The 25,079-nt window shown below is 66.9% G+C and carries 18 protein-coding genes; 13 read left to right on the top strand and 5 right to left on the bottom strand.

Features of this window, described 5'->3' with window-relative positions:
* Positions 1 to 27: 27 nt before the first annotated feature.
* The gene (locus tag QP166_RS04405; protein WP_333914816.1) at positions 28 to 2,112 is read right to left on the bottom strand and encodes a TonB-dependent siderophore receptor; all 2,085 of its coding nucleotides are present in this window, start codon (positions 2,110 to 2,112) and stop codon (positions 28 to 30) included.
* A gap of 190 nt (positions 2,113 to 2,302) precedes the next feature.
* Here QP166_RS04405 and QP166_RS04400 point away from each other — a divergent pair, with 190 nt between their 5' ends.
* The 10 genes from QP166_RS04400 (at position 2,303) to QP166_RS04355 (ending at position 14,296) form a co-directional block, all read left to right on the top strand.
* A complete protein-coding gene (locus QP166_RS04400; protein WP_333914815.1) occupies positions 2,303 to 3,586 on the top strand; it encodes a glycoside hydrolase family 130 protein in 1,284 nt (427 codons plus the stop codon).
* Between the two features lie 35 nt (positions 3,587 to 3,621).
* On the top strand, positions 3,622 to 4,452 hold the full coding sequence (locus QP166_RS04395) for an aldo/keto reductase (protein ID WP_333917253.1): 831 nt from the start codon (positions 3,622 to 3,624) through the stop codon (positions 4,450 to 4,452).
* A 21-nt stretch (positions 4,453 to 4,473) separates the two neighbouring features.
* Positions 4,474 to 4,806, top strand: coding sequence for a hypothetical protein (locus QP166_RS04390; protein WP_333914814.1), 333 nt, complete (start codon positions 4,474 to 4,476; stop codon positions 4,804 to 4,806).
* 74 nt (positions 4,807 to 4,880) lie between these two features.
* Positions 4,881 to 5,408 carry a sigma-70 family RNA polymerase sigma factor gene (locus tag QP166_RS04385; protein ID WP_333914813.1) on the top strand — a complete coding sequence of 176 codons (528 nt, stop codon included), beginning with the start codon at positions 4,881 to 4,883 and terminating at the stop codon, positions 5,406 to 5,408.
* Complete coding sequence (locus QP166_RS04380; RefSeq protein WP_333914812.1) at positions 5,405 to 5,872, top strand: DUF4880 domain-containing protein; 468 nt, start codon at positions 5,405 to 5,407, stop codon at positions 5,870 to 5,872. The genes QP166_RS04385 and QP166_RS04380 overlap by 4 nt, the downstream gene beginning before the upstream one ends.
* Complete coding sequence (locus tag QP166_RS04375) at positions 5,812 to 6,492, top strand: FecR family protein (protein ID WP_333914811.1); 681 nt, start codon at positions 5,812 to 5,814, stop codon at positions 6,490 to 6,492. Before QP166_RS04380 ends, QP166_RS04375 begins: the two co-directional genes overlap by 61 nt.
* A gap of 118 nt (positions 6,493 to 6,610) precedes the next feature.
* A complete protein-coding gene (locus QP166_RS04370; protein WP_333914810.1) occupies positions 6,611 to 7,726 on the top strand; it encodes a TonB-dependent receptor in 1,116 nt (371 codons plus the stop codon).
* Complete coding sequence (locus QP166_RS04365; RefSeq protein WP_333914809.1) at positions 7,669 to 9,843, top strand: TonB-dependent receptor domain-containing protein; 2,175 nt, start codon at positions 7,669 to 7,671, stop codon at positions 9,841 to 9,843. The genes QP166_RS04370 and QP166_RS04365 overlap by 58 nt, the downstream gene beginning before the upstream one ends.
* A gap of 41 nt (positions 9,844 to 9,884) precedes the next feature.
* Entirely contained in the window at positions 9,885 to 12,191 is a 2,307-nt protein-coding gene (locus tag QP166_RS04360; RefSeq protein WP_333914808.1) for a family 20 glycosylhydrolase, read from the top strand.
* On the top strand, positions 12,188 to 14,296 hold the full coding sequence (locus tag QP166_RS04355) for an alpha-L-fucosidase (protein ID WP_333914807.1): 2,109 nt from the start codon (positions 12,188 to 12,190) through the stop codon (positions 14,294 to 14,296). Before QP166_RS04360 ends, QP166_RS04355 begins: the two co-directional genes overlap by 4 nt.
* Positions 14,297 to 14,317: 21 nt before the next feature.
* Here QP166_RS04355 and QP166_RS04350 read toward each other — a convergent pair whose 3' ends face one another.
* Positions 14,318 to 15,547 (bottom strand): amino acid deaminase, encoded by a 1,230-nt coding sequence (locus QP166_RS04350; RefSeq protein ID WP_333914806.1) that lies wholly within the window; start codon positions 15,545 to 15,547, stop codon positions 14,318 to 14,320.
* Positions 15,548 to 15,618: 71 nt separating this feature from the next.
* Here QP166_RS04350 and QP166_RS04345 point away from each other — a divergent pair, with 71 nt between their 5' ends.
* From QP166_RS04345 to QP166_RS04335, 3 genes are read left to right on the top strand one after another with little or no spacing between them, the layout of a single operon-like run.
* Positions 15,619 to 17,094, top strand: a complete 1,476-nt coding sequence (locus QP166_RS04345) for an N-acyl-D-amino-acid deacylase family protein (protein ID WP_333914805.1) — start codon at positions 15,619 to 15,621, stop codon at positions 17,092 to 17,094.
* Entirely contained in the window at positions 17,087 to 17,479 is a 393-nt protein-coding gene (locus tag QP166_RS04340) for a RidA family protein (protein ID WP_333914804.1), read from the top strand. Before QP166_RS04345 ends, QP166_RS04340 begins: the two co-directional genes overlap by 8 nt.
* Complete coding sequence (locus tag QP166_RS04335) at positions 17,480 to 18,814, top strand: GntT/GntP/DsdX family permease (protein ID WP_333914803.1); 1,335 nt, start codon at positions 17,480 to 17,482, stop codon at positions 18,812 to 18,814.
* A gap of 52 nt (positions 18,815 to 18,866) precedes the next feature.
* Here QP166_RS04335 and QP166_RS04330 read toward each other — a convergent pair whose 3' ends face one another.
* From QP166_RS04330 to QP166_RS04320, 3 genes are all read right to left on the bottom strand, one after another.
* Positions 18,867 to 20,327 (bottom strand): tryptophan halogenase family protein, encoded by a 1,461-nt coding sequence (locus QP166_RS04330; protein WP_333914802.1) that lies wholly within the window; start codon positions 20,325 to 20,327, stop codon positions 18,867 to 18,869.
* A complete protein-coding gene (locus QP166_RS04325) occupies positions 20,324 to 21,820 on the bottom strand; it encodes a tryptophan halogenase family protein (RefSeq protein ID WP_333914801.1) in 1,497 nt (498 codons plus the stop codon). Before QP166_RS04325 ends, QP166_RS04330 begins: the two co-directional genes overlap by 4 nt.
* Before the next feature lie 90 nt (positions 21,821 to 21,910).
* The gene (locus QP166_RS04320; protein WP_333914800.1) at positions 21,911 to 24,778 is read right to left on the bottom strand and encodes a TonB-dependent receptor; all 2,868 of its coding nucleotides are present in this window, start codon (positions 24,776 to 24,778) and stop codon (positions 21,911 to 21,913) included.
* Between the last annotated feature and the right edge of the window lie 301 nt (positions 24,779 to 25,079).

Below are 25,079 nucleotides of genomic sequence, written 5' to 3'. Positions count from 1 at the left end.
ACCCGGCCACCCAGCCAGTTCGCCAGCTTACAGGTCCAGCGACAGGCTCATCTTCACCGTCCGCGGCAGCCCTTGGGCAAGCAGGTTCGATCCGGTCGATGCCCAGTAACGTCGGTCGGTGATGTTATCGCCATAAGCGCGGAGCGTCGCACGCTTGCCCAGCAAGTCGAAGCGATAGGCAGCGCCCAGGTCGAACGTCGTATAGCCCGGCGCATAACCCTGGTTGAGCGCGTTCACCGCCCGACGCCCGACCCGGAACATGCCCGCCGACAGGCTCAGCCCGGACACCGAAGGCAGGCGATATTCCATGAAGACCGAGCCCGAGAACGGCGCGGCATTCTCGATCCGCTTGCCGACCACGCTGGCCGCGCCCGTCCGTTGGCGTGCGGAGAGCGTCATCGCACTTGCCGTGATCGACAGGTGGCGGCCGATCTCGCCGACCGCGCTGAACTCGCCGCCCTCATAGATCGCCTCCCCGTCCTGCACGAAGAAGTTCGCACTGTTCAGATAAGCGGAGGGGCGCGCGATGTGGAAATAGGTGCCGGTCAGGAGCAGCCCGGAAAGCGGCGCGATCTTGACTCCGGCCTCCTTCTGGCGGCTGACGGCGGCAGGGAGGATCTCGCCGGCATTGTTGGCGATCTGCTGCGCGATCGGTCCCGGCTCCAGCCCCTCGATATAATTGGCATAGGCGCTGATCCAGCGAACCGGCTTGACCATCACGCCATAGGACAGCGTATCGGGCGTCACCTCGTAGGAATTGGTGCGGCTGACATCCGTGTAGCGTGTCTTGCGCCAGCCGACCGTCGCCTGCAGCCAGTCGCCCAGCGACGCCCGGTCGAAGACATAGACGCCCAGATCCTCGGTCCGCGTCGGATTGGGAATGATCCGCGGCGGTGCCGACTGATACGGGATGAGGACCGGGTCGTAGAGGTTTTGCGCGAAGGTGCGGCGCACGGCAGTCGGCACGTTGCCGTCGCGCGTCTGGAAAGCGACGCCGACCAGCAGGCTATGCTCGATCGGTCCGGTCCGGATCGTGCCGGAGAGGTCGCCGCGATAGACGACGTTGGTGTAATCGTTGCCGGTCGTCTGCGCGACGGTGAGCGTGCCGTCGCCGGTCACCGGATCATAGCGACCGAACGAGGAATAGGCCCGGTCGCGCGACAGATACGACCGCCCAACCGCCCCGGCGAACCGCCAGCCGGGTGCGAAGTCGTAGTTCACCCGCGCCAGCAGGTTGGTTTCCCGGCCCCGCGCCTGCATCCAGTCCGCACCGAGGTTCTGGCGCGGCGATGGGAGCGGCGGCAGCGTGATCGTACCGTTCACGGGCGTCAGGCTGAACTCGGTCGGCTCGGTGATCGTCTTGTAGATATATTCGGCGTCGAGCAGGATCTTAACCCCATCCGCCGGCGTCCAGTCGAACGCCCCGGTCACGAAGCTCCGGGTGCCCTCGGTCCGGCGGACGCCCGTCTCCAGGATGCCCGTGCCGGCATTGACGCGCATCCCGGCCGAGCCGAAGCGGCGGCTGACGTCGGCGCTCATGCCGACCGAGCCGTTCCCATCGCCTTGCAGCTCGAACCGTGTCACCGGCGTCGCGGTCGGCCGTTCGGTCACGAGATTGACGATGCCCGAGGGCGTGGCGAAACCATAATAGAGCCCGGCCGCGCCCTTCAGGACCTCGATCCGGTCCTTGCTCTCGATCGGCTGCTCGATCAGGTTCACCACCGGCAGCACGCCGTTCCAGCGGACGTTGGTGAAGTTGTTGAGCGTAACCCCGCGCACCGCCAGGTTGCTGTAGATGCTGGTGTTGATCTGCGCCTGTGAAACCCCGGCGGTGTTGCGCACCGCATCGTTGATCGAGCGGGCCTGCTGCGCATCGAGCAACGGCTTCGTCATGATCGCGACGGTCAGCGGCGTGTCGATCAGGCGGGCGTCGCGGAACGTGCCGGCCTGCACATAATCGGCACCGAAGCTGTCCCGGCGATCGGCGGTGACGACGATATCGCCTTGCGTTTCTTGCGCGATGGCCGGCGTCGAAAACAGCGATGCGGCGGCGACGCACGACATCGACAGCAGAAGCACCCGCGTCGAGCGGGCCTGCAGCACAGCAACCATGAATGATTCTCCCTTATGGAGTTGCCGATGCCAAATATGCGAGTGACACGCAATAGCGGATTGCGTCGACAACATGTCAAGGGGCCGGGAACACCCCCAACCGGACGATCATTCGCCACCCTTCCAATTACCTGGGACCGCGAGACGCACGTCCGGCGTTCAGCGCCCGGACCATTGTGAAAGGCGGCGCATGCTCGCAGCGGAAGTGTTCACCAAGCTGGACGTCGAATTGAAGCCCGATCCCTCACGGACGGTCATTCGGCCGTTCACTTTCGGTTATCCGCCTGCGTTCGACCGCAAACCCACCCGCGCCGAAGACGTCGTCCGGCGCGTCATGTCGCTCGACGAGCCGATGCGTGACCGGATGCTGCAATTGCTGCAGGAAGCGATGCAGAAGCGACACCGCAATGTGCACGGCGTGTTCCTGCGGCGGTTCGAGGAGGTGAAAGCCGATGTCGGGATCACCGTCGAGGCCGAGCGCGACCGGTTGCTGATCGGCGCCTATTTCAGCCAGGAATATGCCTTCGAATCGGCCGCGTTGTTCAATCCGAGCATCGTCACGCTGCCCGACGAAAAGACCGACGACGACAACGTCCGCTTCCTCGTGTCGCTGCGCGGCGTCGGCGAGGGTCACGTTTCGTCCGTCACCTTCCGGACGGGCGCTTGGGACGGCAGCACCGGGCTCGTCATCGATCCGCCGAGCGAACAGGGCGTGCCGCCCCGCGTCGACAGCAACGACGATGGCTGGGTCAGGATGATGGCCGATGACAGCGAGGACGTGTCGGAGACCGTGATCTTCCCGGTCCTGCCCAGCCAACGCCAGGGCGTGGAAGACCTCCGCCTCGTGCGGTTCACCGACCACGACGGCGTGGAAAGCGTCATCGGCACCTACACCGCCTTCGACGGCAGCGCCGCCCGGTCCGAGCTGCTCCGCGGCATCGACGAACGCAGCTTCGAGATGCGGGCGCTCACCGGCACCTTCGCCAGCTACAAGGGCATGGCGCTGTTCCCGCGGCGCATCGACGGTCGTTTCGCCATGCTCGGACGGCAGGACAATGTGAACGTCTGGCTGCTCTACTCCGACGATCTCTACAATTGGGACGAGGGGATGCGGATCATGGGTCCGAAATACCCCTGGGAGTTCGTCCAGATCGGCAATTGCGGGTCGCCGATCGAGATCGACGAAGGCTGGCTCGTCTTCACCCATGGCGTCGGCATGGTGCGCGGCTATTGCGTCGGCGCGTGCCTGCTGGACAAGGACAATCCCGCAAAGGTGCTGGCACGCACGCCGTCGCCGCTGCTCTTCCCCTCTGCCGAACAACGCGGCGGCTATGTGCCGAACGTGACCTACAGCTGCGGCGCGTTACTGCATAAACGTCGCATCCTGCTGCCCTATGCCGTCGGCGACGAATACAGCGCCTTCACGACCGGCAGCGTCGACGATCTCCTGTCGGTCATGGAACGAGTGGCATAGCCGACCGCCAGACCAACTCGCAGAAAGAGACGTTGATGAAGTTCGCGACCCTGCCCGATGGCGAGAAGGTTCCGGCGCTTGGCCAAGGCACGTGGATGATGGGCGAGCGTCGCGATCGACGTGCCGCCGAGATCGCGGCGCTGCGCGCAGGTGTCGAGCTGGGCATGACCCTCATCGACACGGCCGAAATGTACGGGGATGGCGCCGCCGAAACACTGATCGCTGAAGCGCTGGGTGAGGTTCGTGATCAGCTATTCCTGGTCAGCAAGGCGTATCCGCAGAACGCATCGCGCAAACGGCTTGCCGCTGCCTGCGACGCCAGCCTGCGGCGGCTCGGGACCGACCGGCTCGACCTCTACCTCCTTCACTGGCGCGGATCGGTGCCGCTCGGCGAGACCGTTGAGGCAATGGAAGCACTTAAGCAGGCCGGCAAGATACGCCATTGGGGCGTCAGCAACCTCGACACGGCCGACATGGAAGAACTCGTCCTGGCCGGCGGCGGTGCCTGCGCCACCGATCAGATCCTCTACAACCTGTCGCGGCGCGGTCCCGAACATGATCTGCTGCCCTGGCTGGACAAGCATGAGATGCCGGTGATGGCCTACAGCCCCGTCGAGCAGGGGAGGCTTGTCACGGATCCCGCGCTCGCGAACGTGGCAGGATCGATCGGCGCCACGTCTGCGCAGGTCGCCTTGGCCTGGGCACTGCGCCGCGACGGAATAATCGCGATCCCGAAGGCCGGTACGGTGGCGCATGTTCGCGAGAATCACGCGGCGGCCGAATTCGTGCTGTCGGACGACGATCTCGCTGCCTTGGATGCCGCATTCCCGCGGCCCCGTGATCGTCGCCCGCTCGAGATGCTGTGAGCAGACGATCAGACGGCAGTCGTGAGCACGGACAATCATCCCATCACACCGGACGGTCGCTATTTCGTCGTTCGAGGCCGCCTCTGGCGACGGTCGGACCCGTCGCTGCCCGAAGAGTGCCGCAGCTTACTTGTCGGTGAGCTGATGCAGGCCCGACGCGGGGTAGGCGTGGCGCTGCGTCAGAGCGATGCGGCCGGTGTCGCGGAGGCACGCGCGGCGGTGGATCGCGCAAAGGTTGCGCTTGGCGAGCGCGGACCGGTCTGGTGGGAAGACGGCGCGCCGGACCTCAACCGCCGAATGGTCGCCAACACCCCTTATGCGAGCTGGTTCGAACAGCAGACAGGCCACAGATAACCCTGTTATCGGAGGTTCGGACCGAAATTCGCCGCGGTCGCTGTGTCTTTCGACCGCTCACCCGTCTACTCTCTATGCGAATGGATCGACCTCAACCAAGGGCCCTGTCTGCGGACCTGCTGGCGCTGTCCGGTCGACTCCGTCCGGCGTTGATCGCATTCTTCCAGCGACGGCTGCGCGACCCGTCCCATGCCGAGGATCTGACGCAGGACCTGTTCTGCCGGCTGGCCGCCGGGCCGCCGCATGTCGTCGACAATCCCGAAGCCTATATCTTTCGGATCGCCGCCAATCTCGTCAACGACCACTACCGTCGCGAGACGGTCCGCCACCGCTATCACCTCGACGACGATCCGGCGCGGGAGGCCGACGTCGATCAGCTCGACGCCGCCCGCTTCCTCGAGGCGCGCGAAAGCGTCGGCCGCGTCGCCGCGGTGCTCGCCACCCTTCCAGAACGGACCCGCCACATCTTCATCCTGTACCGTCTCGAGGGCATGCCGCGGAAGGAGATTGCGGACACGTTCGGCGTCTCGGTCAGCGCGGTCGAAAAGCATATCGCCACGGCGATGCGTACGCTGCTGCGCGATGCCGGAGGCGAGCGATGAGCACCGCCCGCGAACAGGCGATCGACGATCAGGCCATTGCCTGGTGCCTGCGCCTTCATGAGGGCGATCCCTCCACCGCCGAGCAGCAGGCGCTCGACGCATGGCTGGCACAGGATCCGGCGCATCGTGAACGCTTCGCGCGGACGCGGCGGCTGTGGGACGGGATCGCGCTCGACGCGCACGCCCCCGAGCTGCTGCCGCTGCGGCAGCAGGCGCTGGCGGCGGTGCAGGTGGCAGGACGACGACGCTGGACTCCCCGCGCGGAAGCGTCGCGCCATGGCTGGCACTTGCCGCCGCGTTGCTCCTTGCGGTCGGCGTCACGCTGCTGCTGCGCGACCGCGCGACGCTTTACGAGACGCGCGTCGGCGAACAGCGCGCCGTGGTGCTCGCCGACGGATCGACGATGGTGCTGGATGCCGACAGCGCGGTCCGCGTACGGTTCAGCGACGACCGGCGCGACCTGACGCTCGAACGCGGGCGCGCCAGTTTCAAGGTTGCCAAGAACCCGTTGCGCCCGTTCGCGGTGACGAGCGGCACCAGCGTGGTGGTGGCGGTCGGCACGGCGTTCTCGGTCGAGCGGCTGTCGCGCGAGGTGCGCGTCGCGCTCTATGAGGGGCATGTCGCGGTGCTGCGCGATCGTGGCAGCGGCCCGTCGACGCAGCTCGCGCGGGTTTCGGGTGGACGCGAGCCAGCCGAGCAGGCGCTGACCCCCGGTCGCGAGTTGATCCTGTCCGACGATACGGCGGAGGCGACGTTGCGCGCCGCGTCGATCGGTGATCGACCGGGCGGCGGGCAATTGTCGTTTGCCAGCGAGCCGCTGACCGTCGCGGTCCAGCGGGTCAATCGTTACAATGTCGGCAAGCCGATCACCGTCTCGCCGCAAGCGGCCGACGTGCGGGTCAGCGGGGTGTTCAACACCGGCGACACTGACGCCTTCGTGCAGGGCGTGGTCGCTGCCTTTCCGGTACGCGCGGTCGTATCGGAAGGCGCCATCCTGCTGGCGCCGCTTCGGCCGGACCATACCAATTCGGCTCGAAATCAGCCGTTACCGACAGTATCGCAAAAAAGATCTGCTCTGCGCTGAGGGTTTCGCATCGTCACACGTCATATTGCGGTAACCAAAAAATGGGGGCGGTATGATCGGCAGGAGTGGGTTTGGTATTATCGTTGCGCGTTCGAGCACGATCGCCTTGGCAGCGACGATGTTGACCGCGGCGCTCGCGGCGACGCCCGCACAAGCGCAGCAGACCGCGGTGCCGATCGATGTTCGTCCCCAGCCATTGGCGCAGGCGCTGCGCACGCTGGCGCAGCAGGCGCATATCCAGATCGTCTTCGACGAGGCGCGGCTCGCGACCCGCCGCGCGCCGGCCGTTTCCGGCACGATGCCGGTCGGCACTGCGCTCACTCAATTGCTCCGCAACAGCGGCTTCGCGGCTTCGCGGACCCAGCAGGGCGTTTTCGTGGTCAGCGCTCAGGCCGCCGCGCCCTCCCCTGCCGGGTTCAGCACGCTCGGGCAGATCGACCAGGGCGAGCCGGCGCGCGCCGCCGCGATCGCAGGCGAGCCGCCCGTGCCGGCGCAGCAGCCGGCCGAGGCGGTCGATATCGTCGTCACCGGCACGCGCATCGTCCGCCCCAATCTGAAATCCGCCAGCCCGATCACCACCGTCACCGCTTCGGAGATCAGGGCGCAGGGCGCGGTCAATCTTGAGGAAGTGACCAACCGGCTCGGGCAGGTGCAACCCGACGCGCAGCAGAATTATCAGCAGAGCAACGGTCAACAGCGCGGCGTCAAACTCCGCGGGCTGGATTTCAACCGCACGCTGTCGCTCATCAACGGACAACGCATCGCCGGCACGGAATCGGTCGACACCAACCTGATCCCGGTGTCGCTGGTCGAGCGCGTCGATGTCCTGACCGGCGGCGCCTCGTCGGTCTATGGCTCCGACGCGATCGCGGGCGTGGTCAACTATGTCCTCAAGCGCAATTTCACCGGGCTGCAGCTCTCGGCCAATTACAGCTTCTACAACCACAACAACCGCAACAACGTCTCGACCCCGGTCGCCGCGCGCTACGGGATCACGACGCCGACCGGCATGACCAACGACGGCGGGCGTGCCGATCTCAGCGCGACCTGGGGCACAATTTCCTCGACGACCGGCTCAACGTCTCGGTCTACGGCACCTACCGCACCGCCGACGGCATCCTGTTCCGCGATCGTGACGCCTCGGGCTGTCAGCTGCGCCGTGACACGGGCAATCCGTTGCGCGTCAACAATCTTATCTGCGGCGTCACCGCCGCCTCGCCCAACGGCACGCTGACCGCCAATGGCGTCAATTACTCGAACGTCACCGGCAGCCCCGGCACCTTCGCGCCCGCCGCGACCATCCCCGGCTACGCCAATCAGGGCGACCGGCTCGCCGCGCGCGGCTATGAGCGCTTCAACGCCGGCGGGTTCATCAACTTCAAGGCGTCGTCGGCCGCCGAGTTCTCGCTCGGCGTCATGTACCTGCGTGATAAGTCGGCAAACCTGCTCTACGGCCCGTATGTGCAGGGCACGTACCGGGTGAATTGCGACAATCCGTTCCTGTCCGCGTCGCAGGCACAGACGATCTGCGGTACCGCCGCCGGGACCACCGCCTTCGCGCCGCTCGGCGTGCAATATGGCTTCCCCGGTCTGGCCGGCGACCGCGACAAGGAGACGTTCACCAACACGCAGACCCGCATCAACGCCTCGGTCCGCGGCGAGATCGCCGAAGGCTGGCGCTACGACATCGGCGGCGTCTACGACGAGAGCCGGCAATTGTGGCAGCCGGGCGGCAATCCGGTCGCCGCGCACGTCAACCGCGCGCTCGACGTCGTCAACGTCGGGGGCGTACCGACGTGCCGCTCGGTGGTCGACGGCAGCGATCCGTCGTGCGTCCCGCTCAACGTCTTCGTCGCCGACAACCGCGGCAGCGCCGCGCTGAGCAATTATTTGTTCAACGAAGGGCTCGGCAACAGCGACCTGCGCGCCAAATTCTACGACGTCACCGCCAACCTCACCGCCGACCTCACCCGCTACGGCATCCGCTCGCCGTTCGCCGAGCAGGGCCTCGCGATCGCGATCGGTGCCGAATATCGCAAGCAACAGGAGCGCGGGCTCCAGAACGCGCGCTTCATCGAAGTCTATGGCGGCGTCGCGGACCGGTTCGCGCAACAGGACGTCGTCGAGGGCAATGTCGAGGCGCAGCTGCCGCTGGTGCAGGACGTGTCCCTGATCAAGCTGTTGCAGGTAAACGGCGGCTACCGCCTGTCCAAGTACAGCACCAACCCCGAGACCTTCAACACGTGGAAGATCGAGGCGGTCTACTCGCCGAGCGAGGACATCACCTTCCGCTTCGGCCGCAACCGCGCCGCGCGCGCCCCCGGCCTGCGCGAGGCCAACCAGACGATCAGCTACCAGAATGCGACGATCGTCGACCCGTGCGCCAGCGTCAACGGCGTCACACCGCTCGCCAGCCGCGAGGCGTGCCGGCTGACCGGGCTGCCCGACAATCTCTACGGCAACGGCCTCGCCGCGGGCGTGCCCGGCAGCATCCGCTGCGTCGACGACGTCTGCCGGCAACGCAACAACGGCACGCCGATCGTGCCTGAGGACGCGCGGACCACTACCTACGGCTTCGTCCTGACGCCGCGCTTCCTGCCGCGCTTCAGTCTGTCGGTCGATCGCTACACGATCCAGGTCAACGACGTGATCAGCTATCTCGGCGCCAGCTTTGCGGTCGACGGCTGCGTCATCACCAACGATCCTTATTATTGCAGCCGACTGGTGCGCGACCCGACCACCTATCAGCTCACCAGCACCGGTGGCGCGGGCGGCTATATCCAGGGCGGCAACCTCAACGCTTATCGCCTCTATGCGGAGGGCTACGACTTCCAGGCGCAATATTCGCTGCGGCTCGGCGCACAGGCCGGCAAGCTCGACCTGCTGATGAACGGCACGCTGACCACCGATCAGGGCGGACAGGCCGCGGTCAACCAGCCGCGCATCAATTGCGTCGGCTATTTCGGCGGCTCGTGCCCGCAGCCCGCACCGCGCTGGGTCCACAATGCCCGCGCCACCTATACGACACAGGACGAGGTGTTCAGCGCCTCGCTGGCGTGGCGCTACATCGCCGGCACCACCGCCGGCCAGAATGGCGGACCGAATTCGAAGCCGGAGACCGCCGTCACCGACTTCACGCGCGTCCCGGCGTACAATTACTTCGACCTCGCGCTGGCGTTCAACATCGCCGACGGGCTGACGCTGACCGCGGCGGTCAACAATCTGTTCGACCGTCAACAGCCGATCCTGACCAACACCTATGACTATGCGCTGTCGCGCGGCAATACGATCCCGCAGCGGTATGACACGCTGGGGCGGATGATCTCGGTGTCGGCGACGACGCGGTTCTGATGCCCCCGCGGGCGGCGCTGCCACGATCGGGAGAGCGAATGATGACAGGCCGTCCCCTCTGCGGCGCAGCGTTGGCAGCGGCGCTGCTGGCGTCCAGCCCGCTCGCCGCCGCCCCGCTGACAGCGGTCTTGCCGGTGCCGGCCGCCGTCATGCCGGGCACCGGAGCGTTCCGGGTCGAGGATGGCGCGACGCTCGTGGTGCCGCGCCGCGATCCCCCCGCGCGCAACGCCGCCGAACGCGCGGTCGAGATCGTCGCCCGCACCCGCGGCCTGCGCCTGCGGGTCGCCGAGGGTGGCGCAGCTGCGATCCGCTTCGTCCGCACCGGCAAGGCCAGCGCCGGCGACGAACGCTACCGCCTCGACGTCACCCCCGCCGGGATCCGCATCACCGCCGCCAGCGATGCCGGACTCTTCTATGGCGCGATGACGCTCGCCCAAATGCTCTCGCCCGACGCGCATTACGGTGACGCCGTCGCCGTGCCCGCGATGGCGATCGACGACCGCCCGCGCTTCGCGTGGCGCGGCGTGATGCTCGACGTCGCGCGCCATATGCAGCCGATCGCCGCGATCGAGCGCGTCATCGACATGATGGCGCAGCACAAGCTCAACCGGCTGCAATTGCACCTGACCGACGACCAGGGCTGGCGGATCGAGATCAAACGCTATCCCGACCTGACGCGGCGCGGTGCGTGGCGCGCGTCGACGACCCCCAACGACGGCGCACCGGCGGGCCAGTACGGCGGCTTCTACACGCAGGAGCAATTGCGCGCCTTGGTCGCGTACGCCGCGGCGCGCGCGGTGACGATCGTGCCGGAGATCGACTTGCCGGGCCATGCACAGGCGGCGATCGCCGCCTATCCGGAGATCGGCGTACTCGGCGACCGCCCGTCGGTGTCGGGCAACTGGGGGATCAACCCGTACCTGTTCGGCACCGACGCGCGCAGCCTGACCTTCGTCCGCAACGTCCTCGACGAGGTGATGGCGATCTTCCCCTCGCCCTATATCCATGTCGGCGGCGACGAGGCGCTGAAGGACCAGTGGCAGGCATCGGCGACGGTGCAGGCGCAGATGCGCGCGTTGGGCATCGCCGACGAACAGCATCTGCAAAGCTGGTATATCGGCCAATTGGGCAAACATCTCGCTCGCCACGGCCGCCGCCTGATCGGATGGGACGAGATCCTCGAGGGCGGACTGCCCGCCTCCGCCTCGGTCATGTCGTGGCGCCGCGAGGCTGGCGCGATCGAGGCGGCGAATCTGGGGCATGACGTGGTGCTTTCGCCCGGCCCGGTGCTCTATCTCGACAATCTGCAAAGCGCGCGCGGTGACGAGCCGCCCGGCCGGCTGAAGATACAGACGCTCGCCGACGTCTACGCTTATGATCCGTTGCCCGCCGCGATCGCGCCCGCCCGTGCGCATCATGTGCTCGGCGCGCAGGCCAATCTCTGGGCGGAATATATGGTCACCCCCGAACAGCGCGAACATGCGCTGTTCCCGCGCCTCGCCGCGCTGGCGGAAATGGCCTGGTCCCCGAAGGCGGCGCGCGACTGGCCGGCATTCCTCACCCGGCTCGATCCGCAGATGGACCGCTATCGCCGACAGGGGATCGCCGCCGCCGACGCCGCCTTCGCGATCGACTTCGCCGTTGCAGGCAGCGTCGGCGCGGCGCTGCGTGCGAAGCGCGTCACGGTCGCGCTGACCCATCAGGCGGACTATGGCACGATCCGCTATACGACCGACGGCAGCGCGCCGTCCGCCGCCTCCCCCGCTTATGCCACGCCGCTGACGGTCGCAGCGGGAAGCGTGATCCGCGCCGTCACGATCGCCCCTGACGGCCGCGCGCTCTCGGCGGCGCGCCGCTTCGACACCACCCCCGCCGCCCTGCTGACCCGCACCAGCGCGGCGCTGCCGCCGTGCACCACCACCGGCATCCTCCTGCGCCTCCCGCTCTCGCCCGACGCGACCGCCGGGCCGGCGCACAGCATGAACATCTTCGATAGCTGCTGGCGGTATCCCGACGCCCCGCTCGATCAGGTCGATGCGATCAGCGTGACGATCGGACGGCTCCCGCGCAATTTCGCGCTCCGCCAGCCGCAGCGCGAGCAGGTGGTATGGCGCTACCATCCGACCAGCTTCGGCACGCTGATGGTCCACGCCGGAGACTGCGCCGGCCCGGTGCTGGCCGCGATGCCGCTGCCCGATCCCGCCACCGCACCGAACCGCCTCACGCTGACCGCACCGCTGTCGGCCGCGACCGCCAAGGCAGACCTCTGTCTCACGATCGCGCCGCCGGTCGGCGGGCCGCTCTACGGCATCGACACGGTGCGACTGACCCCGAAGGAGCCTCGGTGACCTCTCTCCCCCATTTGTCGCGGCGCGGCGTGATCGCCGGTGCCGCCGCCGGCCTGTCCTTCCCCGCGTCCGCGCTCGCTGCGCCGTCCGCCGCCAAGCTGGTCCCGTACGGCGCGACGCCCTCGGCGCGGCAGCTTGCGTGGCACCGGCTGGAGCAGAATGCCTTCGTCCACTTCACGATCAACACCTTCACCGATCGCGAATGGGGCTATGGCGACGAGGATCCGGCGATCTTCGATCCGAAGCAGTTCGACGCCGACCAGATCGTCGGCGCGGCGAAGGCCGCCGAGCTGCGCGGGCTGATCATCACCGCCAAGCATCACGATGGATTCTGCCTGTGGCCGAGCGCCTATACCGAGCATAGCGTCAAGAACAGCCCGTACAGGAACGGCAAGGGCGACATCGTCGGGGAGCTGTCCGCCGCCTGCCGCCGCCACGGGCTCCGGTTCGGCATCTACCTGTCGCCGTGGGATCGCAATCACGCCGAATACGGGCGTCCCGAATATATCACCTTCTTCCGCAACCAGCTCCGCGAGCTGCTGACCAACTACGGCCCGATCTACGAAGTGTTCTTCGATGGCGCGAACGGCGGCGACGGCTATTATGGCGGCGCGCGCGAAGTGCGGAAGATCGACGCCGTGCCTTATTACAACTGGCCGTCGATCATCGACTATGTCCACGAACTGCAGCCGATGGCCTGCACCTTCGATCCGGTCGGCGCCGATCTGCGCTGGGTCGGCAACGAGGAAGGCGAGGCCAGCGATCCGTGCTGGGCGACGATGGACGACAAGGGCTTCACCCCCGAAAAGGGCAATAGCGGTGTGCGCGGCGGCTCGGTCTGGTGGCCCGCGGAGGCCGATGTCTCGACCCGCTACGGCTGGTTCTGGCACGCCTATGAGGACGGGCAGAGCCGCAGCCCCGCCAATCTGATGAAGATCTATTTCGAGACGGTCGGACGCAGCGCGGGGCTGTTGCTCAACCTCGCCCCCGACACACGCGGGCTGGTCACCGACGAGGATGTCGGCAATCTCACCGCGTTCGGGGCCGCGCTGCGCCGTATGTACGCCACCAATCTCGCCAGCGGTGCGCGACCCGTCGCCAGCAGCGCGCGGCCCGGCCATGCCGCGGCGAACGTGCTCGACGGCGATCCGAACAGCTTCTGGGCGAGCCACGACGGCGCGACGGCGCCGACGTTGACGCTCGATCTCGGCAGCGCCCGGACCTTCGACGTGGTGCGGCTCGCCGAACATCTGCCGTTCGGCCTGCGCGTCGATCGGTTCGCGATCGACGTCCAGCGCGCCGGTGCGTGGGTCGAGGTCGCCAGCAAGGAAGGTATTGGATCGCAGCGCGTGATCCGTCTCGACACACCCGTCACCACCCGCGGTGTACGGTTGCGGATCGTCGCGACCCGCGCCGCGCCTGCGATCACCGAATTCGGCCTCTATCTCGCCCCGGTGCTGCTGGAGCCGCCGCACATCGTGCGCGACCGCGACGGCATGGTGACGCTGACCAGCGACGCGCCGGGTCAGGAGATCGCATTCACCACCGAGGGCAGCGCCCCGACGCTCACCTCGCCGCGCTATACCGCACCTTTCGCGCTTCCCGACGGCGGCGTGGTGCAGGCGATCGGTATCCACCGCGCCACCCGCGCGGTCAGCACGATCGGCCGGCAGAGCTTCGATATCCGCAAGAGCGACTGGAAGATCGTTCGCGCCAGCGCCCCCGACGCCGAACGGCTGATCGACGAATTGAACCGCACCGACTGGATCGCGCCGCTGACCGGTCCCGATGGTCGCCCCTGCTCGGTGACGATCGACCTCGGTCGCAGCGTCGACGTGCGTGGGTTCGTGCTGAAACCCGGCTGGCACGCGCCGCAGGGTGCCGGTGACCCCGCCGCCTGGACGGTGCGGGTCGGCAACGATCCGGCGTTGACCGGACCGCCGCAGGAGCGCGGCGAGTTCAGCAACATCGCCGCCAATCAGGCCCCGCAGCGGCTCGCCTTCGCCCGCCCGCATCGTGGTCGCTATATCGAGATCGCCTTTACCCGCACCGCCAAGGGCGAGAAGCGACTGGCGATCGCGGAGATCGGCATCCTGACGCGCTGAGCCCCTCCCCGGTGGCGACGCTCAGAAGAACGTCTCCACCACCTCCACTACGCGATGCGCGTCGTCGGCGACCAGCACGCGCCGCCATTTGTCGAAGGTCAGGCACGGATGCGAGATATCGAAGGCCAGCACGTCGCCGACCGCCAGATCGTCGCCCGGCGTGATCGCCAGATAGGCGTGCTGGTCCATCAGGCCGGTGACCTCCCAATGCGCGGGCGCGGTCGCCGGGCTGGTGTCGCGGCCGGGGCGAAACAGGGTCGCGGGACGTGGCAGCCCGGCGTCGAAGGCGACGTCGCGCTTGCCCATCGCCACTACAGCGCGGGCCGGATCGGGGATCGACTGCACCACCGCCCAGATGCGCAGCGCCGGCAGCAGCGCTTCGCCGAGCGTCGGGGCGACCGGGTTTCGCTCGAGGATCCGCTCCTGCGCGGCGCGGTACAGGCCGTCGTCGTGGCTCAGATAACAGCCCGGCCGAAGCAGCACCTGCACCGCGCCGTCGCGCGTCGCCCCCGCGCTCTCCTCCGCCACGACATCATACCACGCCGATCCCGCACCGGTCAGGATCGCGGGCGCGCGCTCGATCGCTCCCGCGCGCACCAGCCGCGTGACGACGTCCACCGCGCGCCGCACGAAGCGGCGCACCTCGGCTTCGTCGGGCAGCACGCCTTCGTAGAATTCGATCCCCGCCAGCCGCAAAACGCCGCCCCACTCGGCAAGCGCGTCGAGCAACGCCGCGAGTTGCGCCTCGTCACGGATGCCGGTTCGGAAGCCCGGCTGGTCGCGTTCGGGCGCCAGCTCGATCAGCACGTCGAGCGTCACGCCGCGCGCGCGACATGCGGTCCCCAGCATCGCCACACCCGCCGGACTGTCGACCAGACACAGCAAATCGAGGTCCGGACGCGCTGCAAGCCCGGCTATTTTGGCGACATTCGCTGCACCCACGACCTGATTGGCGATCAAAATGCGTCCGACACCATGCGCTGCCGCCACTTCCGCCTGCTGGCTGGTGGCGACGGTAATGCCCCACGCCCCGGCATCGAGCTGCCGCCGGAACAGCGCGGGCGCCATGCTGGTCTTCCCATGCGGTGCGAGCGCCATGTCGTAAGCCTCGATAAACGAACGCATCCACGCGAGATTGTGCGCCATCCTCGACGCGCTCAGCACCGCGGCAGGGAACGGCACATCGCCGGCCAGCAGGTCCCACGGCCCCTCACCCTGGCCCACCCCCTTGTTCAACTCGATCACCGTCACCGCCAGCCTCCTGAAACTCCAAGACGTTTACTTAATTGCGGGGCGCAGTGACAATGCGGGAGGAGGGCATCATGACCGAAACGACGATTGCCGGAGCGATGCTCTACGACGGCACCGGCAGCGAGGGCTTCCTCGCCGACGTGACGATCCGCGCCGGCCGCATCGCCGCCATCACGCCGGCGAGCGACCCACCCGCCACCGGCTCTATCGACGCGCGCGGCCTCGCCCTCGCACCCGGCTTCATCGACGCGCATACCCATGACGATCTCGTTGTAATCACACGCCCTTTGATGACGGCAAAGGTCACGCAGGGCGTCACGACGGTCGTCGTCGGCAACTGCGGGATCAGCGCAGGCGCCGGCTGTGCCACCGGTGATACCTTGCCCGATCCCATGGTGTTGCTCGGCGCACCGGAGGCGTTCCGTTACGCCACGTTCGCCGCTTACGCCGCTGCGGTCGACGCCACTGGCCCCGCAACCAACGTCGCCGCGCTGGTCGGCCACACAGCCTTGCGCGCGCGACATCTCGACCGGCTCGACCGTGACGCCAGCGTCGCGGAGCGCAGCGCAATGCGCGCCGACCTCGCCGAAGCGCTGGCAGCCGGGGCGTTCGGCTTCTCGACCGGACTGGCCTATGCCAATGCAATTCAGGCCTCTACGGACGAGGTGATGGCCGTCGCTGCGGCGTTGCGCGGGACGAGCGGCGTCTATTGCACCCACCTGCGCAGCGAGGGCAGCGGCATCAGCGCTGCGATCGACGAGGCGGTCGCCATCGCTCGCCATGCCACTGCGCCGCTGGTGGTCTCGCACCTGAAATGCGCGGGTGCGCCGCAACATGGCCGCAGCGGTGCCATTCTCGAACAATTGGAGGTGGCCGCCGCCACGCATCCGGTCGGCTGTGACTGTTATCCCTATACCGCCAGTTCCTCGACGCTCGACCTGGGGCAGGTCGTCCCGGAAACGCCGATCATGATTACCTGGTCGGACGCGGAGCCGGCGCAGGTTGGCCGGATGCTAAGTGAGATCGCCGCAGACTGGGGCGTCGCGCCGCTGGACGCCGCCAAACGGCTGCAACCGGCCGGCGCCGTCTATCATTGCATGGCCGAGGCCGACGTCGACCGCATCCTCGCCCACCGGCTGACCATGATCGGGTCGGACGGCTTGCCCTGCGATCCGCGTCCGCACCCACGACTATGGGGCAGCTTCCCACGTGTCATCGCGCATTACGTTCGCAAGCGCGGCCTGTTGTCGCTCCCAGCGGCGATCCGCAAGATGACCGGACTGGCCGCGGATCGCTTCGGGCTGGTGGATCGCGGCTATGTACGTGCCGGCATGGCGGCGGATCTCGTGCTGTTCGATCCCGCACGGATCGCGGACCGCGCCCGCTACGACGATCCCGAGCAGCCCGCCGCGGGCGTGCTGGGCGTGTGGGTCAATGGCGTCGCGACGCTTGATCGCGCCGGGATGACCGGCGCGCGCGCCGGCCAGATGCTGCGCCGCCCGGAAAGCCAGAACGTTTTTCAACGAAGAGGATCGATGAATGAGTGACGGGATCAAGCGCTACGGCGTCGAAGGCGGCAGCGGCACCGGCGGGCAGCATTTGCCCTTTGCACGCGCAGTACAGGCCGACGGCTGGCTCTACGTCTCTGGACAGGTGCCGATGGTCGATGGCGAGGTGATCGATGGCGGGATCGTCCCGCAAACGCACCAGGCGATCCGCAACGTCCTGAAGATCCTGGAGGAGGCCGGCTACGGCCCTGAGCATGTCGTGCGCTGCGGCGTGTGGCTGGACGATGCGCGCGACTTCATGTCGTTCAACCGCATCTTCAAGGAATATTTCGGCGCCAACCCGCCGGCGCGCGCCTGCGTGGTGTCGCAGATGGTGGTCGACTGCAAGGTCGAGGTGGACTGCGTGGCTTGGAAGAAACCGTAAGTGGCGTCCGGCACGCTGTTGCTGATCGAGGGCGCGGCCGCGGTCGCGATCCTGATCGCGCTGATCGTCCGTGTCCGGCTCAGCCCATTCATCGCGCTGGTGCTGGTCTCGCTCGGCCTTGCGCTGGCGACTGGGCTGCCCCCGGCCTCGATCGTCAAGGCGTTCGAGGCCGGGGTCGGCGGCGCACTCGGCCATATCGCGCTCGTCGTCGCGCTGGGAACGATCCTCGGCAAAATGATGGTCGAGTCGGGCGGCGCGGACCAGGTTGCGCAAACCGTCATCGGCTTTTTCGGCGCACGCCGCGCCGACTGGGCGATGATGACGGTCGCGCTGATCGTCGGCTTGCCGGTGTTCTTCGAGGTTGGCTTCGTGCTGCTGGTGCCGATCGTCTTCGCGGTGGCCGCCCGGCTGGGGCAGCATCCGATGCGGCTCGGGCTGCCGATGGCGGCGGGCTTGTCGGTCGTCCATGCGATGGTACCGCCCCACCCCGCCGCGATGCTGGCGACCCAGGCGTTCGGCGCCGACGTCGGGCTGACCGTGCTGTTCGCGCTGATCGTCGGCGTTCCGACCGCCGCCATCGCCGGGCCGCTCTACGCCCGGTTGATCGTGCCGCGCCTTGCTCCTGCCGCGCCGTCGATGACGCCGGTCGCGGAGAGGCCCGACCGCGTGCTGCCGGGCTTCGGCATCACCGTCGCCACCCTGTTGCTGCCGGTCGCGCTGATGCTGCTAGGGAGCGTCGGCGCAACGATCACGATACCTGGCTCGACTGCGGACCAGATCGTCCGCTTCGTCGGAACGCCGGTGGTCGCGCTGCTCTTCGCGGTGCTGGCGAGCTACTGGACGCTCGGACTCGCGCGCGGGCTGACGATGGAGACGATCCAGCGCTACACCAACGACTGCCTTGCCCCGACCGCGCTGATCACGCTCGTCGTGGGCGTCGGCGCCGGCTTCGGCCGGATGCTGACCGACGGCGGGGTGTCCGGCGCGCTGGTGGGGCTGGCCACGCAATGGCACGTCCCGGTGCTGGTGCTTGCCTGGTCGATCGCGGCGCTGATGCGGGTGGCGACCGGATCGGCGACCGTCGCCATGGCGACCGCCGCCGGGATCGTGGCACCACTCGCCGCCGCCCAGCCGGCGGTGCGACCTGAATTGCTGGTGCTCGCCACCGGCGCAGGGTCGGTCGTGCTAAGCCACGTCAACGACGGCGGCTTTTGGTTGGTGAAGGAGTACTTCGGGCTGAGCGTCACCGACACGATCCGTAGCTGGACGGTTTGCGAGACGTTGATCTCGGTAATCGCGCTCCTGCTCGTACTTTGTTTGTCGGTGTTTACGTGAACGCAGTTCGGCTTGCCTCCGATTGCCAGAACGCACTCTTCGTTCGAGATATCTAGCTCGGGTACGACACCGCATCGAAGTTGCGGCTGCATCCGTTCAAGAAGGTCGCGACACTGCGCGCAGCGTAGAAATCGACGTCGCTCCGCGCAGGCTGTGTCACCGCAGGGAACGCACCGTAACCGGCCAGCAGGCAATGCCACGACAGGCTGCCGAACTGCGCCCGTTCTCCGATCTGACGAAGCGCCTCGCTAAGGTCGGCGCGACGGAACCATGCGTCGAGGAAGTGCAGCAACGCGTCAGGCATATCCTCGTTAGCAGCGTTCGCGCGCCAATAGTCGGTGTCGGCGCGCGAGGTCAGCTTGTAATGCGCGGCGATATAGTCCCGCACGCCATCGAAGCGCGCCGAGATGATGTCGTTGAACGCATCACGCGTGCCCGTTGCATAATGATCGATGAATTGCTCGACGGTGTTGAGCACCAAATGTAACGCCGTCGCCTCCAGCGGCTCGATGAAGCCTTGCGCGAGCCCGACCGCCAGGCAGTTGCGCTCCCAATGCCGCGCCATCCGCCCGGTCCGGAATCGCAGATGTCGTATCGCCGCCGCCTCGCCGCAGCCGCTGGCGATGCGCAACTCGCGCTCGGCCGCTTCGGCGGACAGGAAATCGCCAGCATAGACATAGCCGTGTCCGATGCGGTGTCGCAGCGGGATCGACCAGCACCAGCCCGCCGATAGCGCAGTCGACAATGTCTCGACCGCCGGCGCGTCCGTCAGCGGCGTCTGCACGACCACCGCTGCATCGTTGAACAACTGCCCGCGATAGCTGACGAACGGCACGCCGAGCGTCCGTTCGATCAGCAGACCCGCAAAACCGCTGCAATCGACGAACAGGTCGGCCGCGATGCGCTCGCCACCGTCGAGAACCAGCGCCTCGACGTCACCGTCCGCGGCGCGCATGGCACCGGTCACGCGTGCCGCGCGATGCTCCACGCCGCCTGCCACAGCGGTGTCGCGCAGGAAGGCACCGAGCAGGCCCGCGTCGAAATGGTAGCCATATTCAATGCGGAACGGAAAATGCGGCGGCGCAACCGGCGCCAGCCCGCGCGCCGCGAGCACGCCGTTGAGCAGGAAATCGTCGGGTCGCACCGGTACGTCATGGCCCAACCGCCGATTGCGGCAGTTGAGCACGAACGCTTCCTCGGTATGCACGTCGATCTGCGTCGTGAACGGATGCCGGTAATCGGTCCACGGCGCGGCTGGGCTCCAGCCTGCAAAGCGGATCCCGACTTTGTAGGTCGCCTGGCAGCGCGGCATCCACACGTCTTCGGCGATGCCGATGATCTCGAAGAAGCGCTTGAGCGACGGTGTCGAGCCTTCACCTACCCCGATCGTGCCGATCTCCGGCGCCTCGATCAGGGTGATACAACTTGCCGGCCACGCGTGCGCCAGCAGGTTGGCGGTGATCCACCCCGCACTTCCACCGCCCAAAATTACGATTTGTGCAGGCGGGGTCACGCGGCGCGACCACCGAACGCATCCAGGAATGCATCGTGCAGCGGCATCGCCGCCACTGGCGCGCGCCGCGCCGCCGCTAACTCACTCAGCTGCTCGCGCAACTCGGCGGTCGTGGGTCCGTCGGCGAGCGGATGGTGCGCGCGCGGAACGATGCCCTGCCCCAGCATCACCTGCACCCACGACGGCTCCATGAAAATGTCGAACGGGTCCTGCGACAGCGTGCCGGTCGCCCGGAACAGCGCGATCTTCGCTGCCAGCCGGTCGGGCAGCGGCATCGCACGCAGATCCCGCCAGAATGCGGAGTCGTCGCGCTGCGTGGCGTGATAGTGAAGAATGATGAAGTCGCGCACGGTCTCATATTCCAGCTGCGACTGCCGATTGTATTCGGCGACCACGCGCGGATCGATGCCGTGCCCCGGAAACAGGTGCAGCAATCGCACGATCGCGGACTGGATCAGGTAGATGCTGGTCGACTCCAACGGCTCCAGGAAGCCGCTGGACAGGCCGATCGCCACGACGTTGCGGTCCCATTGCCGGCGCGCCCGACCGGTGCGGAAGGTAATCGGCCGCGGATCGGCCAGCGCCTCGCCCTCCAGTGATCCGAGCAACAGGTCGGCGGCGTCATCGTCGCTCAAATGGCGACTGCTATAGACCAGCCCGTTGCCGACGCGGTGCTGCAACGGGATCCGCCACTGCCATCCCGCGCTACGCGCGATCGCGCGCGTGTAGGGATCGGTCGGCCCGGTAAGCCGCGACGGCACCGCCAGCGCACGGTCGCACGGCAACCAGTGATTCCAATCCTCGTAACCGACGTTCAATTGCTGCTGGATCAGCAACCCGCGCGCGCCCGAGCAATCGATGAACAGGTCGCCAGCGATCTCGCGCCCGTCGCGCAGGACCAGCGTGGTGACCGCACCAGTCTCGGCATCGCGCCGGGTGCTCGCGATCATGCCTTCGGTGCGGCGCACGCCGCGCCGCTCGCTGTAGCGGCGAAGATACTGGCCATAGAGGGCGGAATCGAAGTGATAGGCGTAGGGCAGCGCATATTCCGGGTCGCCATCGCGCAACTTCGCGAACCGTCCCTCACGCGCCGCCAGATAGTTGAGGTCGAAATCCCAGTAGTTCAGGTCAGCCCCGGCCTCCCGCGCGCGTCGCCAATAATGATGGAAGGCGCAGAAGCCGGTGTTACGCCCGGCGGTGCCGAAGGTGTGGAAGTAACGGTCGCCGATCGCTCCCCAATCGTCGAACCGGATCGCCAGCTTGATCGTCGCCTTGGTTTCGCGCAGGAACTCGGCCTCGTCGACCCCGAGCGTCGCGTTCACATGCTGGATCGGCGGGATCGTCGCCTCACCGACGCCGATGATCCCGATCTCCTCGGATTCGACCATCTCGATCGCGATCTGGTCGCCCAGCACACGAACCAGCAGCGCGGCGGTCATCCACCCTGCAGTGCCGCCGCCCACGATCACGACCCGCTCGATCGCTGCTGACATGTCGCTTCCTCCCCGGTTCGTCGCCGGTCTTACGGTCCTTGCCGTAACGCGGCCACCCCGGCATTGCCGGGATGGCGCGCACCGGGCCGATCAGAAGATTGCGTAGGTCAGGTTGAGCATGAAGTTGCGGCCGAACTGCTCGTTGCGAAGGAACAGCCCCGTGTCGGAGTCCGAATAGGTGTCGCGTGCATCGGTCAGGTTCATTGCCTGCAACGATACGCGCAGCCCCTGCAGATAGCGGATGTTGGTGCCCGCGAAGTCGTAGCCGATCTGCGCGTCGACCAGCGTCTGGCCGCTGCGATTGAGCGGCGCGATCGTGTTGCTGCCACCGCGATCCTCCGACACCCACTTGGAGCGGCTGTTCGCCGAAACGCGCGCCGAGAAGCCGTACTTCTCGAAATAGGCGGTCGCCTGGAACACCCGCGCCGAAAGGCCCGGAATGTCGAGGTCTTCATCCAATCCGCCATCGGTGAACGCCGCCGCACCGGTAACGCCGAAGCCGTCGAGCGCGCCGGTCAGGATCCGCAGCGGGAACGATCCCTGAAGCTCGATCCCCTTCACCTCGCCGCGCAGCCCGCCGCGATAGGTGGTATCGACGCCCAGGAACGTGGCCGGCGTATACACCGTCTGCCCATCGCTGCTGACCGCACGGTGATAACCGGGGATGTAGAACTGGGTGTAGTCGCGGATTGTATTGCTCTGGATGTTCCAGTTCAGAAGCTTCTTGTAAAAGCCCGACGCCGAGACGAACCCGTCCGGGGCGAAGTAGAATTCGTAGCTGAGATCGAGCTGGTTCGCCTCATACGGCCGCAAGCGCGCATTGCCGCCGGTCGACAACCACGGCCCACGGGCAGGGTCGGTGCTGGTCACCTCCGCGACATTGTTGCGGAATTTCACCGACGAACCCGGATTGAGATAGTCGATACGCGGCCGGCTGACGACCTTCGATGCGGCGAAGCGCACGGTGTGGCCGTTCCCCAGGTCGAAGTTCAGGTTCATGCTCGGCAGAACGCGCGTGTATTTCGCGCCGTCCGAGATCGGGGTCGCCTGCACGCGCAGGTTCGACCCGACCAGCGAGGTGAAGCCGGTGCCGCGCTGATCGGTGATCAGCGCCTGCACCCCGACGTTGCCGAACATCCGCACCGCGTCGGTCGTGACTTCGAAATCGGCCTTGATCGACGGCTGCCACACCTTTTCGCGGATCGCATAGGTATCGCCGAGACGATCCGGCTCCAGCGCGCCGGCATCCCAGCGCGTGTAGAAGTCGCTGTTGATCAGCCCCAGCGCATCATAGGCAACGACATTGCCCAGCCCCGCCCAGTTGAGATCGGCGACGCCACGCCGTGCGTCCTCGGGGATCGGGCCGTCGGATGGATAGGTCTGCGCGGTCAGGAAGAAGCCCTGGTTGGTCTTGGACTTTTTATGATCCGAATAGCGCAGCGCGACGCTGATCGACTTCAGCACGCTGTCGTCGAAGCGGTAATTCGCCTCCATCCGCGCCGCATTCAGGAATTCGTCGAACAGCGCCGAGTTCACGAACCCGTCCTGCGCCTGCGCGAAGCCGATGCCGGCGGCGCGGGCCGCGGGCGTGTCCAGCTCCGTGATCGGCGCCAGGCTGCCACCCCACGATTGCGGGCCCGCCAGCTTCACGACCGAATAATTGTCGAACGTCTGGCTGTTGTTCGAGAACATCAGGCCGCGATCGGTGTAGTTCCACTGCCGGATCGTGTTCGGCCCCTGCGACCGCAGGCCCGCGCGGCCCAGGCCCGAATAGCTCTCGCCCCGCGTATCGTTCTTGCTGCTGTTCGAGTGAGACACATCGAGCGTCAGGTCCAGGTTCGACGTCGGCTTGAAGGCGAGATTGCCGCCGACGACGAAGAGCTTGCCCTGTTTGTCGAGCGGATCGCTGCGCAGCACGGAATTATAGCCGCTGGTGCGTGCCGAGGTGACGAGGTCGCCGTCCGCACTCAGGATGCCGCTGCCGTCCGCGGCCACCGGCAATTGCTCGATGAAGCCGCGCGAGATGCCCTTATCCGAGAAGTCGATGTAGAGCGCATCGACCGTCGCCGTGAACTTCTCGTCCGGTCGCCATTGCAAGACGCCCGCCAGCGTGTCGCGCTTCAGCACGCGCGACCGTGCCGCGGCCTCATAGCCGGACACCACCTGCTTGCCCGCATTGGGGCCTGAGGTGACCGCGTCGTCGGCATAGCCCCAGACGCTCGAGAACTGGTTCTGCACCGGTGACGACGTGGTCGCCGCGGTCAGCGCAATGCCGATCGTGTCGTTGGCGAACTTGTCGCTGAACGACAGCGCCAGACGATAACCGCGGTTGCTGAAATCAGGGTTGCGCGACGGCTGGCCGTTCTGCTCGACGCTGCCATTGACGATCAGCGCGCGCTTGCGCTCCAGCGGGCGGACGGTGCGGATATCGACCGTGCCGCCCACGCCCATCGCGGTCAGGCCGGCGTCCGGCGTCTTGTAGACGACCGCGCTGCCGACGATCTCCGCCGGGTACAGGTCATATTCGACGCCGCGGTTGTCACCGATGCCGATCAGTTCGCGACCATTCAGCGTCGTGCCGACGAAATCCTCGCGGAAACCACGCACGGAAATGCCGCTGATACGACCTGAGCGACGCTCGCCGGCCAGACCAGCGAGACGCCCCAATGAATCGGCAACGCTCGACTGCGGCAGCTTGCCAATATCCTCGGCGGACACGGCCTCGATCACCGAAGAACTGTTCTTCTTCAACGCCTGCGCGCGCTCGAGGCTGGCGCGCAGACCGGTGACGACGATGTCCTGCGGCACCGATGCACTCTCGTCGACCAATGGTGCAGTGGCAGGGTCCGTTGCCGGGGCGGGTTCGGGAACGACGTTGGTCTGTGCTGCGGCCGAACCGCTGGAGAGCAGCGCCAGCGCCGCGGTCGAACATACGAGCACTTGCCGTGTAGACGTCATTCCTCATTCCCCTCCTTTAACGCTGCCCGGCGGTTTCACTCGCCGTGACATTGAAGTCATGCGAATCGACTACGCGCTGCTGCAATCGATTGCAATGCCAAACTTTTCATCTATCTTCATGAAATAGCCAATCGGCTCGCCGACGACTAGAGAGGATGCAGCCCATGAAAAGACTTTGATGCGTGCGATGCTTTCGGTAGCGCTATCAAACCCCGCGCTATTGTCGAGTGGCGTGGCTGCACAGCAACAGTCTGCTGTAAAGGCAGAGACGGTTCCATGGTGGAAACACGCCGTCATCTAT

Source organism: Sphingomonas sp. LR60 (assembly GCF_036855935.1).
Lineage (GTDB): Bacteria > Pseudomonadota > Alphaproteobacteria > Sphingomonadales > Sphingomonadaceae > Sphingomonas.
This window is presented reverse-complemented; position numbering and strand designations above follow the sequence as displayed.